General features: G+C 54.9%; 16 protein-coding genes and 1 other annotated feature. Of the genes, 14 read left to right on the forward strand and 2 right to left on the reverse strand.

Features of this window, described 5'->3' with window-relative positions:
* Window positions 1–32 precede the first annotated feature (32 nt).
* Together rsmS and priC are read right to left on the reverse strand one after the other, a co-directional pair.
* Window positions 33–191, reverse strand: coding sequence for a pleiotropic regulatory protein RsmS (gene rsmS / locus AB2B48_RS23650; RefSeq protein ID WP_185667102.1), 159 nt, complete (start codon window positions 189–191; stop codon window positions 33–35).
* 12 nt (window positions 192–203) lie between these two features.
* Window positions 204–731, reverse strand: a complete 528-nt coding sequence (priC, locus tag AB2B48_RS23655; protein WP_368300418.1) for a primosomal replication protein N'' — start codon at window positions 729–731, stop codon at window positions 204–206.
* Window positions 732–798: 67 nt separating this feature from the next.
* Here priC and AB2B48_RS23660 point away from each other — a divergent pair, with 67 nt between their 5' ends.
* From AB2B48_RS23660 to hemH, 14 genes are all read left to right on the forward strand, one after another.
* The gene (locus AB2B48_RS23660) at window positions 799–1,176 is read left to right on the forward strand and encodes a DUF454 family protein (RefSeq protein WP_368300419.1); all 378 of its coding nucleotides are present in this window, start codon (window positions 799–801) and stop codon (window positions 1,174–1,176) included.
* Window positions 1,177–1,325: 149 nt separating this feature from the next.
* The gene (apt, locus tag AB2B48_RS23665; RefSeq protein WP_035891847.1) at window positions 1,326–1,877 is read left to right on the forward strand and encodes an adenine phosphoribosyltransferase; all 552 of its coding nucleotides are present in this window, start codon (window positions 1,326–1,328) and stop codon (window positions 1,875–1,877) included.
* A 92-nt stretch (window positions 1,878–1,969) separates the two neighbouring features.
* Window positions 1,970–3,907: a DNA polymerase III subunit gamma/tau gene (gene dnaX / locus AB2B48_RS23670; protein WP_368300420.1), complete on the forward strand. Its 1,938-nt coding sequence runs from the start codon at window positions 1,970–1,972 to the stop codon at window positions 3,905–3,907.
* Window positions 3,237–3,301, forward strand: a sequence feature (DnaX frameshifting element). Its footprint overlaps the gene before it by 65 nt.
* A gap of 57 nt (window positions 3,908–3,964) precedes the next feature.
* A complete protein-coding gene (locus tag AB2B48_RS23675) occupies window positions 3,965–4,297 on the forward strand; it encodes a YbaB/EbfC family nucleoid-associated protein (protein WP_052283815.1) in 333 nt (110 codons plus the stop codon).
* Between the two features lie 357 nt (window positions 4,298–4,654).
* The gene (locus AB2B48_RS23680; protein WP_368300421.1) at window positions 4,655–5,185 is read left to right on the forward strand and encodes a fimbrial protein; all 531 of its coding nucleotides are present in this window, start codon (window positions 4,655–4,657) and stop codon (window positions 5,183–5,185) included.
* Window positions 5,186–5,218: 33 nt separating this feature from the next.
* On the forward strand, window positions 5,219–5,911 hold the full coding sequence (locus AB2B48_RS23685; RefSeq protein ID WP_368300422.1) for a fimbria/pilus periplasmic chaperone: 693 nt from the start codon (window positions 5,219–5,221) through the stop codon (window positions 5,909–5,911).
* 91 nt (window positions 5,912–6,002) lie between these two features.
* Window positions 6,003–8,510, forward strand: a complete 2,508-nt coding sequence (locus tag AB2B48_RS23690) for a fimbria/pilus outer membrane usher protein (RefSeq protein WP_368300423.1) — start codon at window positions 6,003–6,005, stop codon at window positions 8,508–8,510.
* Between the two features lie 25 nt (window positions 8,511–8,535).
* Complete coding sequence (locus AB2B48_RS23695; protein WP_368300424.1) at window positions 8,536–9,108, forward strand: fimbrial protein; 573 nt, start codon at window positions 8,536–8,538, stop codon at window positions 9,106–9,108.
* Window positions 9,109–9,132: 24 nt separating this feature from the next.
* On the forward strand, window positions 9,133–10,236 hold the full coding sequence (locus AB2B48_RS23700) for a type 1 fimbrial protein (protein WP_368300425.1): 1,104 nt from the start codon (window positions 9,133–9,135) through the stop codon (window positions 10,234–10,236).
* A gap of 94 nt (window positions 10,237–10,330) precedes the next feature.
* Window positions 10,331–10,936, forward strand: coding sequence for a recombination mediator RecR (gene recR / locus AB2B48_RS23705; protein ID WP_333495126.1), 606 nt, complete (start codon window positions 10,331–10,333; stop codon window positions 10,934–10,936).
* A 107-nt stretch (window positions 10,937–11,043) separates the two neighbouring features.
* On the forward strand, window positions 11,044–12,918 hold the full coding sequence (htpG, locus tag AB2B48_RS23710; RefSeq protein ID WP_035891840.1) for a molecular chaperone HtpG: 1,875 nt from the start codon (window positions 11,044–11,046) through the stop codon (window positions 12,916–12,918).
* 139 nt (window positions 12,919–13,057) lie between these two features.
* The gene (locus AB2B48_RS23715; protein WP_368299760.1) at window positions 13,058–14,185 is read left to right on the forward strand and encodes an integrase core domain-containing protein; all 1,128 of its coding nucleotides are present in this window, start codon (window positions 13,058–13,060) and stop codon (window positions 14,183–14,185) included.
* A gap of 271 nt (window positions 14,186–14,456) precedes the next feature.
* Entirely contained in the window at window positions 14,457–15,101 is a 645-nt protein-coding gene (gene adk / locus AB2B48_RS23720; protein ID WP_185667094.1) for an adenylate kinase, read from the forward strand.
* A 187-nt stretch (window positions 15,102–15,288) separates the two neighbouring features.
* Complete coding sequence (gene hemH, locus AB2B48_RS23725) at window positions 15,289–16,251, forward strand: ferrochelatase (RefSeq protein WP_368300426.1); 963 nt, start codon at window positions 15,289–15,291, stop codon at window positions 16,249–16,251.
* The last annotated feature ends 41 nt before the right edge of the window (window positions 16,252–16,292 follow it).

The following is a 16,292-nucleotide window of genomic DNA, read 5'->3' on the forward strand; positions in this document are numbered from 1 at the left end:
AATGACGGTGATGCAGTCCATCGTTTTGCGTTTTACGCGCCGCCTTCCGCGTTTTTCAGCTTATTGATGTAATCGTTGCGCACCATCTCCAGCGCGCTTAGCACTATCTCCGGGGCGATCTCGTTGCTCTCCAGCAGTTCAATCAGATCCACCGCCAGTTTGACATCATCGGGGGCGCTTTCCAGCGACATAGCTTCTCCTTGTTAGCGCGTGATGCGCGCCAGTATGCGTTCAATATCTTCCAGCGCTTCGCGGCAGCGGGTGAGGCGGCCATCAAAGGCGGTGATTTCGCGGGCCAGACGTTGCTGATCCTCAAGCGTTGTAGCCTGTTGGTACTGTTGCTGACGCTGTTGTTTCATCTCCAGCAGACGGCGTTCAAAATCTTGCGTTTCCAGCCGTTTGCGCTGCCAGCGACGCAGGCCGGGCGAGGGGCTATCCCAGACGCGCAGCGACCAGGCTTCACTTTCGCGGCTGATGGCCTCAATCTGTGCCGCCAGACGTTCGGCAAGCCAGGCTACCTGCGGCAGCTGCAGCTGTTCCACTGCGTGTTTTAGCTCCTCAAAATGGGCGTATGCCTCGTCGAGATAGGCCTGCATTTTGGTGCTGCGGGTCTGGAAAAGCTGACGGTCAAAGCGTGCGCTCAGCGTCGCATGGGCTGCCAGCGGCGTAATCTGCGTCTGAAGCCGTGTAAGCTGTTGTTCCAGCGTTTGTAAAAGCCGCGCCGTTTTCACCGGATTCTCCCCTTGATGGTTATCGGCTATGCTAGAGTAGCAGACCCACTTGATAACGATTCGCATTATGCAGCGTACTATTTTAATCATTATTGGCTGGCTGGCGGTAGTCCTTGGCACTATTGGCGTGGTATTGCCTCTGTTGCCAACCACGCCGTTTATTCTGCTTGCCGCCTGGTGCTTTGCGCGCTCTTCGCCGCGCTTTCATCATTGGCTGCTATATCGTTCCTGGTTTGGCGGCTATTTACGCCACTGGCAGCGCTATAAAGCCATGCCGCCGGGGGCTAAACCGCGGGCGAGTATCGTGATTTTACTGACCTTTGGCGTTTCGCTGTGGTTGGTCGATATGGTATGGGTTCGGCTGCTGCTGCTGACGATTCTCTGCGGGTTACTGATTTTCCTCTGGCGTATCCCGGTCGTTGATACAGAACAACAAAACGGATGAACCGCATTTATGGTGTTGCAATTCTACGAGCGAGCCAGTAAATTCTGGCGTTTTCGAGCACAGGCGCGCCCGGTTAAAAATTAAGCAGCATCCGTTTTTAACCCGTTTTGCTCGCCTTGAGTAACACTGTTTCAATCAGGCACAAACCTATGACCGCAACTGCACAGCAGCTTGAATATCTGAAGAACAGCATCCAGAGCATCCAGGACTATCCAAAACCTGGCATTCTTTTCCGCGATGTCACCAGCTTACTGGAAGACCCGAAAGCCTACGCGCTCAGCATTGAACTGCTGGTCGAGAAGTACAAAGACGCCGGTATCACCAAAGTCGTGGGTACCGAAGCGCGTGGTTTCCTGTTTGGCGCGCCGGTCGCGCTGGCGATGGGCGTAGGTTTTGTCCCGGTACGTAAACCACGTAAGCTGCCGCGTGAAACGATCGCCGAAAGCTACGAACTGGAGTACGGTACCGATCAGCTGGAGATCCACGTTGATGCGATCAAAGCTGGCGATAAAGTGCTGGTGGTCGACGATCTGCTGGCAACCGGCGGGACTATTGAAGCGACGGTTAAACTGATCCGTCGTCTGGGTGGCGAAGTGCACGATGCGGCCTTCATCATCAACCTGTTCGATCTGGGCGGCGAACAGCGCCTGGAAAAACAGGGTATCACCAGCTATAGCCTGGTGAATTTCCCGGGTCACTAAGCATTTCCCGATACATAGCCTCGCCGATCCGGCGGGGCTGTGGTAGCATTACCCCCTCGTGAATCCACCTTCCAGCGTTTCAGAGCCTGCCAATGAGTTATCAGGTCTTAGCCCGAAAATGGCGCCCACAAACCTTTGCTGACGTCGTCGGCCAGGAACATGTGCTGACCGCACTGGCGAACGGCTTATCGTTAGGGCGCATTCATCACGCATACCTTTTTTCCGGCACCCGTGGGGTGGGGAAAACCTCTATCGCCCGTCTGCTGGCGAAGGGGCTTAACTGCGAAACCGGCATTACCGCCACGCCGTGCGGCGTGTGTGATAACTGCCGCGAAATAGAACAGGGGCGCTTTGTCGATCTGATCGAGATCGATGCTGCCTCGCGAACCAAAGTCGAAGATACCCGAGATCTACTGGATAACGTCCTGTACGCGCCCGCACGCGGTCGCTTTAAGGTCTATCTGATCGACGAAGTGCACATGCTCTCGCGTCATAGCTTCAACGCACTGTTAAAGACGCTTGAAGAGCCGCCTGCGCACGTCAAATTCCTGCTGGCCACGACCGATCCGCAAAAGCTGCCGGTCACCATTCTGTCGCGCTGCCTGCAGTTCCATCTGAAGGCGCTGGACGTTGAGCAAATTCGTCATCAGCTGGAACATATCCTTGATGAGGAGCATATCGCTCACGAACCTCGCGCCCTGCAACTGTTGGCGCGTGCGGCGGACGGCAGCCTGCGCGATGCGTTAAGTCTGACCGATCAGGCAATTGCCAGCGGTGAAGGCCAACTGACCGCCGTGTCGGTCAGTGAAATGCTTGGCACCCTCGACGACGATCAGGCGCTGTCGCTGATTGAAGCGTTGGTGGCGGCCAACGGCGAACGCGTGATGGAGCTGATCAACGATGCTGCGCTGCGCGGCGTTGACTGGGAAGCCTTGTTGGTTGAGATGCAAAGCCTGCTGCACCGTATTGCGATGGTTCAGCTGTCGCCTGCGGCGCTCGGCAGCGATATGGCCGCCGTGGAGCAGCGGATGCGCAATCTTGCGCGCACCGTGCCGCCAACTGACGTGCAATTGTACTACCAGACGATGCTGATTGGCCGTAAAGAGCTGCCGTATGCACCGGACCGTCGGATGGGCATTGAGATGACGCTGCTGCGCGCACTGGCGTTCCATCCCAATGCGCCACTGCCGGAACCGGAAAGGCCGCCGCAGACCTTTGCACCGGCTGCTGCACCAATGACGCAACAGCAGCCACCGCTGCAGACTTCTGCGCCGATGGCGCCGCCGCCTGCCGCTCCGCTTCCTGATTCAACCAATCAGGTGCTGGCCGCGCGTCGTCAGCTGCAACAGCAGCAGGGCAATCAGGGAGTAAACACCCCAAAAAAGAGTGAACCGGCAGCCGCTTCCCGCGCGCGGCCGGTGAACAGTGCTGCGCTGGAAAGACTGGCTTCGGTAACGGAACGCGTTCAGGCGCGTCCGGCACCGGCCGCATTGACCCAGCCTGCGGCGAAGAAAGAGGCATACCGCTGGAAAGCGACCACGCCTGCTGATGAAGTGAAAAAAGAAGAAGTCGCCACGCCGAAAGCGCTGAAGAAAGCGCTGGAGCATGAGAAAACGCCAGAACTGGCGGCCAAGCTGGCGGTGGAATCTTTAGAGCGCGACCCGTGGGCGGCCGAGGTGAGCCAGATGGCGCTGCCGAAGCTCGTCGAACAGGTGGCGCTCAACGCGTGGAAAGAGCAGAACGGTAACGCGGTGTGCCTGCATCTGCGTCCTACGCAGCGGCATCTGAATTCGCCGGGTGCGCAGCAAAAGCTGACCGAGGCGTTAAGCACTTTATACGGTGCGCCTGTTGAATTGACCATCGTGGAAGATGATAATCCGGCGGTGCGTACGCCGCTGGAGTGGCGACAGGCCATCTATGAAGAGAAGCTCGCGCAGGCGCGCGAGTCGATTATCGCGGATAATAACATTCAGACGCTGCGCCGATTCTTCGATGCGGACCTGGATGAAGAGAGTATTCGCCCCATTTGACCGCAAGCGCTGCTTACGGTCGTTATTGTTTAACGTGACCTACTGAGAGAGAAGCCTATGTTTGGTGGTAAAGGCGGTCTGGGTAACCTGATGAAACAGGCCCAGCAGATGCAAGACAAAATGCAGAAAATGCAGGAAGAAATCGCCCAGCTGGAAGTAACCGGCGAATCTGGCGCAGGTCTGGTCAAAGTGACCATCAACGGCGCGCACAACTGCCGTCGCGTGGAAATCGATCCAAGCCTGCTGGAAGACGACAAAGACATGCTGGAAGATCTGGTCGCTGCAGCGTTCAACGATGCGGCACGTCGCATTGATGAAACGCAGAAAGAGAAAATGGCTTCTGTATCCTCTGGTATGCAACTGCCACCAGGCTTCAAGATGCCGTTCTGATGTTCCCGGTAAGCGGGGCAATAGCGCCGCTTACCGACTATTCCCAGCCTTTCTGATAAATATACCTCTTTTTTCTATAATCTCTGCATTATAAATCGCTCAAGCATTAATATAATGAATTAAATTTTCCCCTTCTATATATTCGATATTTTCGCACCGCCATTGCCTCCTGAATAATAAAAACCTATCAGCCTTACATTGTTTTGATGAATTGTGCGTAAAAAATATTATCGTATGTACACGAACGAATGCGTTGTACTACCATTTTGTTGTTCCAACAGGAGCGACGCATTACATCATGTCGTAAAAGTTAATTATCAAATATCGATATAATTTATTGGAAGGATTCATATTGTAATGGATATTAATACACTAAAGCGTTCAGCATGCCTTTTTATTGCGGTCATGAGTTTATCCTCGCAGGCATTCGCCGCTGATAATGAGGTCACCTTTACCGGTTCCATCCTTGATTCAACCTGTACGGTGAATGTCAACGGTGGCCAAAGTATAATTGATCTGGGTGGGGAGCCTAAGTCAAGCTTCACGCAACAGGGCGATGTCGGCGCCGCTAAAATATTTAACATCGTATTAGAGTCCTGTCCGGCAGATGGCCCAACAAAAGCCTATATTAAGTTTTCTGGCCAAACGGATACGAATAGCTACTGGTTTAAAAACACCGCCACGGATTCCCCGGCATCCAATATTGCGGTGATGGTGAAACAGGGTGAGACCGTTGTCGCAGCAGATGATGGTAACGATGCAATCGATTTGCCAACGACCGGTGGTAACGTCACGGTGAACTACTCTGCGCAGTTTGTGGCTACCGCAACAGGCGTTACCTCAGGGGCGGTTTCAAGCACCCTGACTTATAACGTCTCCTATCAGTAAAAGTGAGGGAGGGGGAAACCCCTCCATAATAAGATGATGATGAATCTATCCAGGTTTATGCTGTGCCTATGCTTGTCCCTTCTCCCTTGTTTGCCAGCGCTGGCCGGGCTGCAAATTGGCGGTACGAGAGTATTGTTTGATGGTACGCGTCAGGCGGCGACGATATCTATTACGAATAAGGATAAAGTCACCAATCTCGTTCAGTCCTGGCTTAGTGCCATTGATGGAAACTCACCGGAGAAAGACAGTTTTATTGTCACCCCACCGTTATTTCGCCTTGAAGCGGACGGTCAGGCGACAATTCGAATTGTGCGTTCTGGTAAGCCATTACCTGAAGACCGGGAATCGATGCTCTGGCTTAATATAAAAGGCATTCCTGCAACGACGCAAGAGAGCGGAAAAAACACATTACAGATTGCCATTAACTCACAAATAAAACTGATATATCGTCCAGCATCTTTAAAAGGGAGTATGCCGGAGCATTATGCGGGTAAATTACGCTGGAACAGCATTGGGGGAAATATTGAGGTGACTAATCCTTCTCCCCACTATATGAACTTATCAACGGCTAGCGTTGGTGGAAAAAACCTGGTGGGCCCTTATTATGTGGCGCCATATTCGAAGACGGTGATTTCGGAAAAAGGCCTTCCGGAACACGGTAAGGCAATATGGCAGGTATTGAATGATTTTGGCATGAGAGGAGAGGTTCAATCTCAGGCGTACTGAAACACCGGCAGGCTTATTTTTATGGATGAGAATGATGATATCAGCATACGGAAATAGCATCTGCCGTTGGTTAAACGCAGGGATCATCCTTTTGGCATTTCAGGATGCGGCATCGGCTAAAGAGTATTTCAACCCACAACTCCTGGACACCTCAAGCACCGCCGTTCCCCAATTGGATCTCTCCCTCTTTGCGCAAGAAGATGTTCCGCCGGGAGAATATAATATTGATATCTATATTAACGGAAAATATATCGATACCCGTACGCTCACCTTTCAGCAGGATGAAGACGAACACCCACCGAGGCTACGGGCCTGCCTTAGCACCTCATTGCTAAAACAGTGGGGCATACGTGTTGAGCAGTATCCGAAACTGCAAAAAAATGACAACCACTGCGCTGCGCTTAAGGCAATTCCGGAAGCGACCGAGAAGCTGGATATTATGACCCAGCGCTACGTGCTTTCGGTGCCGCAGATAGCGATGCTGAACGTGGCCCGAGGTTACGTTGCGGAAAGCCGCTGGGACGAAGGCATCACTGCGGGGTTGCTCAACTACAGCCTGACGGGGCAGCAGACGACCTCCAGAACCGGCGGTGATGATGACCGCAGCCAGTTTCTCAGCGTTCAACCGGGGATTAATATCGGAGCCTGGCGGTTACGAAACTATTCGACCTACAGCCACGATGGCGACGAGCAGCGTTGGGAGTCGACGTATACCTCGGTTTCTCGCGATATTCGTTTCCTGAAAAGCCAACTGGTGATGGGCGAGGCCAATACGCGCGCCGATATTTTTGACAGCATCAGCTTTACCGGTGCGCTGCTCTACTCCGATACGGAGATGCTGCCGGACAGTCGACAGGGATTTGCCCCCGTCATTCGGGGAATTGCGCAGAGCAACGCGGAAGTCTCGGTCCTGCAAAATGGCTACGTGATCTATAAAACGACGGTGTCTCCGGGCTCCTTTGAAATAAAAGATATCTATCCAACCGGGAGTTCGGGGGATCTGTATGTCAATGTGAAGGAGTCGGACGGCAGCGAGCGGCGTTTTATCGTTCCCTACGCCTCTTTGGCCATTATGCAGCGAGAAGGGCAGGGGAATTACTCTGTCGCAGCAGGGAAGACTCGGCACCAGGAGAATCGCGCCCATGAGTTTAACTTTGTGCAGGGTGCGGGAGCTTGGGGGTTGCGCGGCGGGTTTACCGCCTATGCCGGCTTTATTCAGGCCGAGGATCAATACAGCAACGTGCTGGTTGGAACGGGGATGAACATTGGCGGGCTGGGGGCGCTTTCTTTCGATCTTTCTCAATCGTGGGCCCAGTTGCCGCGCGAGGATAATTCTGCCGCCACCTCGCGTGAGTCCGGGCAATCTTACCGTCTGCGCTATAGCAAAATGCTCCAGCAAACGGACACGTCGCTATCGATTGCCGGCTACCGCTACTCGACGGGAGGGTATTATGCTTTCTCTGATTTCACCGATGCCTGGAATACGGCGTATCAGCGCAGTTATGACGGCGGTCGAACGCGGGATCGTGTGGATATTTCTATTTCACAAAATCTACCGCTGGGCTCCCTGGTGCTGTCGTTGGTAAGCGAATCCTACTGGGATACTTCGCGAACGGATTCACTGAGTCTGGGGTACAGCGGCGCTATCGGCGGCATCTCCTATTTTGCTAACTATGCCTATAGCAAAAATGTTTCTGACGACGATGAAGGGCGTCAGTCCACCCGTGATAACGTATTTTCCCTTTCGTTCCGACTGCCGTTTAGCGTCTTTAGCCAGGACGATAAATGGCGGTCGGTATCGGCAAACTATGCCATCAACCATAGTGACGGTGGCAGCACTTCACATAATCTGGGGCTTTCCGGCAGCCTGCTGCGTGACAACGCCTTAAACTGGCAGCTGTCAGAAGGCTATGACGCTGAGGCCCGAGCAACGAGCGGCAATCTTAACGTTGGCTACCAAAGCCGCTATGCGGATCTCTCCGCAGGCTACGGTTACGATGAGTATAGCCGCCGTTTTAGCTATGGCATCAGAGGCGGCGCGGTGGCGCATTCGAAGGGGCTCACGCTTTCCCGCTCATTAAACGAAAGCGTCGCGCTGGTACAGGCGCCTGGCGTTGCAGGCGTTCCCGTTAGCGGCCAGACCAATGTCTACACCGACGGTTCAGGCCATGCCGTCATTCCTTACGCTCGTCCTTACCACTTGAATAACGTCAGACTGGATAGCCGCGATATGGCCATCGCTGAGGTGGATATCGATAACCAGGATAAAAACGTGGTGCCCACGCGCGGCGCTGTGGTGGTTGCAAAATACAAAACCTGGGTGGGCTATAAGGCCATGATGACGCTTCGTTATCGAGGGCGTGCGGTGCCGTTTGGGGCGGTGGTGTCATTGTCGCATCAGGAAGACGATGCCACGCGAACCAATATCGTGGGCGATGACGGGCAGGTGTACCTGGTTGGTCTGGGGAGCAAAGGTTCGCTGCAGGTGAAGTGGGGAGAAAGTGCGGACAAAAGGTGCCAGGTAGACTACGTCCTTCCTGAACCTGACGTGGATAGCCCGATCCTTTTTTATACCGGGGAATGTCGCCCGGTTTCGTGATGGCATGCTTCATGGAGGGAAGTCGATGGTAAAGGAATACAGGGCCAGGAGGCAAAGGGGCGCCGTTTCTGCGCTAAGTATTGCGCCTCTGGTTTTGCTGCTGCTGGCTAAACCAATAGGGGCATATAACAGTCAGGATCTGGTGAATTTTTCCGTTAGCGGAACGATTGTCCAGAGTCTCTGCACGGTAAACGTACCGTCGCAGGTCGCATTGGGAGAGTTTGCCCGCGATACGTTGTCCGTGGCCGGTGCGAGCAGCGCCTCTGTGCCGTTCACGATCGAACTTATTAACTGTACACCGGGGCTGACGAGCGCACAGGTCATGTTTTCTGGAACACCTTATGATGACGGCACCTGGGGAAGCGTCATCTACGCTAATCAGGCGGCCGATGGCGCAAAGTACGTCGGCTTGCAGTTGATGAATGCGGACGGCAACCCCGCGGTCAATCTGGCAAATGGCGTGAGCTATACCTTTCCGGTAAGCGCGCAAACGCGCAGTGGAGCGCTGGATATCGTGGCTCGCCTCTACTCGCCGGAAGGGGCGACGACCGCCGGTAAATTTCAATCTTCCGTCACGCTCAACTTTAAATATCAATAAATTATTGCCTATGGGAGAAGGGTTATGTCTGCCTTGCATTGGCTTCTGGCCGTATTATTTCTGGCCACATTTTCAAGCAGCGCAAACTGTCGACGAGACAGCAATGACAGCGTATCGATTTCGACAATCGCGCTGCCGGACAATATTGTGATTAACAGCCGAGGGTATGCCATTGGGACCATTCTTTATGATTCAGGCTTCGTCAGCGGTAGCGATAATAGCGTGACCATTGAACGATGCGCCCAGAATTACTATGTCGGATTTCTGTACCTTTCCGCGCCGCAAACGGGCAGCGCGCTGGGGGGCAATGTGTACCCAACGAATCTCGACGGCATTGGCGTCAGGGTTTATACGCTGAATCAGGCCGGGCCATTTGATGACGCCAGGGCCGTTGATAATGCCTGGCTGGTGGGGGATGGCGCACTGCTGACCTCGTCCCATACGCTCAACAACTCCTCGTATCGCCTACAGCTTGTGGCAACGAAGCTCAATATTGCCAGCGGCACGCTGACGTTGCCTTCACCGCTGGCGCGCGTCGATTTTCGTGAGAGCAAAAGCATGAGTGGCGATGGCGATGTTGCCTCCGAGTTGTTGGTATCAGCAAGCCAGGTTGCTATCAACGCGATGGGCTGTACCGCCGACGTGGCCTCGCTAAACTTTGCGATGGGCGATATCAATATGACGCAGTTTGATAGCAATCGACGCGTAGGTGGCGTAACCCAAACGATGAACCTGGCCTGTGAACCGGGGACCGAGGTGACGATGACCGTACAGGCGGCGCAGTTAACGGAAGGGGGCAATGCCGATAACACCCTTATTGCGCTGTTGCAGGATGGCTCATCGAGCGTAGCCAGCGGTATTGGCGTGCAGCTGAATCTCCGCCTGACGTCAGGAAAATATGACAGCAAAGAGGAGGGGCTGCCGCTGAATACCGCCATTCCCCTGCTGACCTCTTCGCGAGTGACGAACGTTGAGCAGGGTTATACTCGCTTTGCCGACGCCAGTAACCCTGGCGGCGCGGCGGAAAGCGAACTGCTGACCTTTACTGCCGACTATATCAAAATGCAGGATGCGGTCACGCCGGGGCAGGCCAACGCCGTCGGCGTTTTATCGTTCATTTACAACTGACGATGTTTTGTTGGCTGCGAGATGCTACCCTATGGCGTTTTATTTTTCGCAATTGATCCTATCGATCGATTGGCTATGACAGGAAAGAAGCTTCATGCAAACCAGTCCGCTGTTAACACAGCTTATGGAAGCGCTGCGCTGCCTGCCGGGCGTTGGCCCGAAGTCGGCGCAGCGCATGGCGTTTACCCTGCTGCAGCGTGACCGCAGCGGCGGGATGCGTCTGGCGCAGGCGTTAACCCGCGCGATGTCGGAAATCGGCCACTGCGCCGATTGCCGCACCTTCACCGAGCAGGAAGTGTGCAACATCTGCTCGAACCCGCGTCGTCAGGAAAACGGTCAAATCTGCGTGGTGGAGAGTCCTGCTGACATCTACGCTATTGAGCAGACCGGGCAGTTTTCTGGCCGCTACTTCGTGCTGATGGGCCACCTGTCACCGTTGGACGGTATCGGCCCGGACGACATTGGCCTCGATAGGCTTGAGCAACGTCTGGAAGCGGAGCAGTTGACCGAAATTATCCTCGCCACCAACCCGACGGTGGAAGGGGAAGCCACGGCTAACTATATCGCCGAGCTTTGCGCGCAGTATGGCGTTGAAGCCAGCCGTATCGCCCACGGCGTGCCGGTAGGCGGTGAGCTGGAGATGGTTGACGGCACCACGCTGTCGCACTCGCTGGCCGGTCGCCATAAGATTCGTTTTTAATCAATCGAGAGCAGGATTTTCTGCTCTCGCTTGAAATCCTCTCTACCCATCCCCATTTTCCTCTCATCGCTTTTTTTACCTTGTAATCAGCATTGAGGTATTTTGCAATGAAAGGACAAGAAACCCGTGGCTTCCAGTCAGAAGTAAAACAGCTTCTGCATCTGATGATCCATTCTCTGTATTCCAATAAAGAAATCTTCCTGCGTGAGCTTATCTCTAACGCTTCAGATGCCGCCGACAAGCTGCGCTTCCGCGCGCTGTCCAACCCGGATCTGTATGAGGGTGACGGCGAGCTGCGCGTGCGCGTCTCCTTCGATAAAGATAAGCGTACGTTGACCATTGCCGATAACGGCGTGGGCATGAACCGCGACGAAGTGATTGACCACCTGGGGACTATCGCTAAATCCGGCACCAAAGCTTTCCTCGAGTCCATGGGCTCTGACCAGGCGAAAGACAGCCAGCTTATCGGCCAGTTTGGCGTCGGCTTCTACTCGGCGTTTATCGTCGCGGATAAAGTCACCGTGCGTACTCGTGCGGCAGGCGATAAGCCGGAAAACGGCGTGTTCTGGGAATCTGCCGGTGAAGGTGAATACACCGTAGCGGACATCACCAAAGAAGACCGTGGTACTGAAATTACGCTGCATCTGCGTGAAGACGAAAGCGAGTTCCTCGACGACTGGCGCGTGCGTTCGGTTATCAGCAAATACTCCGACCATATCGCGCTGCCGGTAGAGATCGAAAAACAGGAAGAGAAAGACGGCGAAACCGTGGTTTCCTGGGAGAAGATCAACAAGGCACAGGCGCTGTGGACGCGAAACAAAGCCGAGCTGAACGACGACGAATACAAAGAGTTCTACAAGCATATCGCCCACGACTTTACTGACCCGCTGACCTGGAGCCACAACCGTGTGGAAGGTAAGCAGGAGTACACCAGCCTGCTGTACATCCCTTCGCAGGCGCCGTGGGATATGTGGAACCGTGACCATAAGCACGGCCTGAAGCTGTACGTGCAGCGCGTCTTCATCATGGACGACGCCGAGCAGTTCATGCCGAACTACCTGCGCTTCGTGCGTGGTCTGATCGATTCCAACGATCTGCCGCTGAACGTCTCACGTGAAATTCTGCAGGACAGCACGGTCACCCGTAACCTGCGTAACGCGCTGACCAAGCGTGTACTGCAGATGCTGGATAAGCTGGCGAAAGACGATGCCGAGAAATACCAGACCTTCTGGAAACAGTTCGGCCTGGTGCTGAAAGAGGGCCCGGCGGAAGACAACGGCAACCAGGAAGCAATTGCGAAACTGCTGCGCTTTGCGTCGACTCATACTGACTCTTCCGAGCAGACCGTGTCGCTGGCCGACTACGTGTCCCGCATGAAAGAAGGGCAGGAGAAAATCTACTACATTACCGCCGACAGCTATGCCGCGGCGAAGAGCAGCCCGCACCTGGAACTGCTGCGTAAGAAAGGCATCGAAGTGCTGCTGCTTTCTGACCGCATCGATGAGTGGATGATGAACTACCTGACTGAGTTCGACGGTAAGCCGTTCCAGTCCGTAGCGAAAGCCGACGAGTCTATCGACAAGCTGGCGGATGAAGTGGACGAGAGCGCAAAAGAAGCGGAAAAAGCGCTGACGCCGTTCATTGAGCGCGTGAAAACCCTGCTGGGCGACCGCGTGAAAGAGGTGCGTCTGACTCACCGTCTGACCGACACCCCGGCCATCGTCACCACCGACGCGGACGAAATGAGCACCCAGATGGCGAAGCTGTTTGCCGCTGCAGGCCAGGCCGCGCCGGAAGTGAAATACATCTTCGAGCTGAACCCGGATCACGTACTGGTGAAACGCACCGCGGATACCCAGGACGAAGGGCAGTTTAAAGAGTGGGTTGAGCTGCTGCTTGACCAGGCGCTGTTCGCCGAGCGCGGTACGCTGGAAGATCCTAACCAGTTTATCCGCCGCATGAACCAGCTGCTGGTGTCATAAACCTGTCCTAATCACGTAGCCCGTCCGAGCAACGGTACAAACCGGGAACATAGGTAACACTTTAGACCGGATACATGGGTAACAGTTATAACAGGCATAGAAGAGGAGACTCGCTATGCCCTGGACTGAGACCCGACCTATGCAACGTCTTGATTTTATCCGTGCCAGCCACGCTGGCACGATGTCTTTCTCCGCACTCTGCCGTCTCTTCGGCATCAGTCGTAAAACGGGCTATAAATGGCTCGGGCGTTTCGACCCTTCAGAGCCTGCGACGCTTTTCGACCGCTCACGGGCGCCACTCTCACATTCCCGCACCGTCCCGCCAGATATTGCTGCCCATCTGATGGCATTACGGCAAAAACATCCTGACTGGGGACCTAAAAAACTGCGGATGTGGCTCCTTAATCATCAGGCCGACTTCCCGGTCCCGGCTGCCAGCACTATCGGCGATATCCTCAAGCGTCAGGGGATGGTTCCGGACAGAAAGCGTAGACACAGAACGCCCGGGAATCGTCAGCCGCTGACCACTATCCAGGATATTAATCAGGTCTGGAGCGCTGATTTTAAAGGGAAGTTCAGACTGCTGAGCCGGGAGTACTGCCACCCGTTTACGCTGACGGATAACCACAGCCGCTACCTTCTGAGCTGCCGGGGTAATCATCACGAGAACACCGCCTTTGCCCGACAGTGCCTCACCGACTCCTTCCTTGAGTACGGTCTGCCGGATGTGCTGCGAACCGACAACGGGCAGCCCTTTGCTGGCGTTGGGGTGGCGGGTCTCAGCCGTCTGTCGGTCTGGCTTATCAAACTGGGCATCAGGCCCGAGCGAATCAGAAAGGGGCATCCGGAGGAAAATGGTCGCCATGAGCGGATGCACCGTTCGCTGAAAAGCGCACTGAAACACGGGAATATCTTCAGAACGCTGGAAGAGCAACAGGCCTGGTTCAGTCATTACAGAGAAGAGTTCAACCAGGAGCGTCCACATGAAGCGCTGGGAGGAACCACGCCGGGTGAGGTATGGCGGCCATCATCGCGCAGCTGGGACGGTAAAGTACCTGAGTATGAATGGCCTGAAGGAGCGCGGCTGTACAGAGTGATGTCGAAGGGGGTGATACACATCGGTAAGGAGGTGTTCCTGAGCGAAGCGCTGCTGGGGGAATACATCATGCTGGAAGAAAAAGATGATGGCGTTGAGGCCATCATCTTTAACGGAATAACGCTTGCTTACTATGACCGGAAAAGCCGTAGTATTATCCGGATAGACTAGGAAAGTGTTACCTATGTTCCCGGTCTGAAGTGTTACCTATGTATCCGGTCGTACAAACGCGACGCCGGGTTCGGCTCCGGTTCCCCCGGGGTCGGTATAAATGCCTCGCCCGGGCTACTTCTCCGGGCGAGCGCCCTTAAATCTCCCGCTACGCAAAATATCTGACCATTAACCGTTTCAGCCGTCCCGCCTTCCTTGAGCCAGCGCCGTTCTGGTGGTATCTTTTAGCGCTTTTTAAAAAATATCGACAACCTTTGAGGGGATTTTCGCAATGCGTATCATTCTGCTTGGCGCACCGGGCGCGGGTAAAGGAACTCAGGCACAGTTCATCATGGAGAAATATGGCATTCCGCAAATTTCCACCGGTGATATGCTGCGCGCCGCTGTAAAATCCGGCAGCGAGCTGGGCAAACAGGCTAAAGACATCATGGACGCAGGTAAGCTGGTCACTGATGAACTGGTTATCGCGCTGGTCAAAGAGCGTATCGCTCAGGAAGACTGCCGTAACGGTTTCCTGCTGGACGGCTTCCCACGCACTATCCCGCAGGCTGATGCCATGAAAGAAGCGGGCATCAACGTTGACTACGTTCTGGAATTCGACGTTCCTGACGAGCTGATCGTTGACCGTATCATTGGCCGTCGCGTGCACGCGGCATCTGGCCGTGTTTACCACATCAAATTCAACCCACCTAAGGTTGAAGGTAAAGACGACGTGACCGGCGAAGAGCTGACCACCCGTAAAGACGACCAGGAAGAGACCGTTCGTAAGCGCCTGGTGGAATACCATCAGATGACCGCTCCGCTGATCGGCTACTACTCCAAAGAAGCACAGGCAGGTAACACCAAGTACGCAAAAGTTGACGGCACCAAAGCCGTTGCTGACGTACGCGCTGAACTGGCGAAGATCCTCGGTTAATCTCGTCTTCCGGCACCGAGCGTGCCGGATGGCGGCGTAAGCGCCTTATCCGGCCTACGGGACTCTCTGTAGGTCTGATAAGCGCAGCGCCATCAGACACATTCTCTCCTACCTCTTGCAGCAATTAGTTTTTCTTCCTCACTTTTCCGCTACAATTATCAACAATTTGAATCGATAAGAGGCGGTAATGCATCATAAGAAACCCGGTATCCTGCTGGTCAATCTCGGCACCCCCGATGCTCCAACGCCTGAAGCGATAAAACGCTACCTGACACAGTTTCTAAGCGATAAGCGCGTCGTTGATACCCCTCGTCTGCTTTGGTGGCCGTTGCTGCGCGGCGTTATCCTGCCCATCCGTGCGCCGCGCGTGGCCAAACTCTATCAGTCCGTATGGATGGAAGAGGGCTCGCCGCTGATGGTGTTCAGCCGTCGCCAGCAGCGCGCCCTTGCCGCTCGCCTGCCGGATATTCCGGTGGTGCTGGGGATGAGCTACGGTACGCCGTCGCTGCAAAGCGGCGTAGATGAACTGCTGGCGCAGGGCGTTGACCACCTCATTGTGCTGCCGCTCTACCCGCAATACTCCTGCTCCACCGTGGCGGCGGTGTGGGACGAGCTGGCGCGTATTCTGGCGACCAAACGGGCGATCCCAAGCGTTTCGTTTATCCGCGACTATGCCACCGACCACGGCTATATTCAGGCGCTGGCGGCCAGCGCGCGCGCGTCGTTTGCCCGTCACGGCGAGCCGGACGTGCTGCTGCTCTCCTATCACGGCATTCCTCAGCGCTTTGCGCAGGAAGGCGATGACTACCCGCAGCGCTGTCGCGATACCACCCGCGAACTGGTGTCGGCCCTCGGCATCTCGCCGGATAAGGTGATGATGACCTTCCAGTCGCGCTTTGGCCGTGAACCCTGGCTCACGCCGTACACCGACGAAACGCTGAAGCTGCTCGGCGAGAAGGGTGTGAAACATATCCAGGTGATGTGCCCGGGCTTCTCGGCGGACTGCCTGGAAACGCTGGAGGAGATTGCGGTGCAGAACCGCGAGGTCTTTATGGAGGCCGGTGGTCAGCAGTATGAATACATTCCTGCGCTGAATGACGACGAAGCGCATATCGCGATGATGGTCAATCTGACTGCGCCCTATACCTGATCGCAAGCAGGCGGATGAATGTGCTACTATTCACCGCCTGT

The organism is Kluyvera sichuanensis, from assembly GCF_040930405.1.
Classification (GTDB): domain Bacteria; phylum Pseudomonadota; class Gammaproteobacteria; order Enterobacterales; family Enterobacteriaceae; genus Kluyvera; species Kluyvera sichuanensis.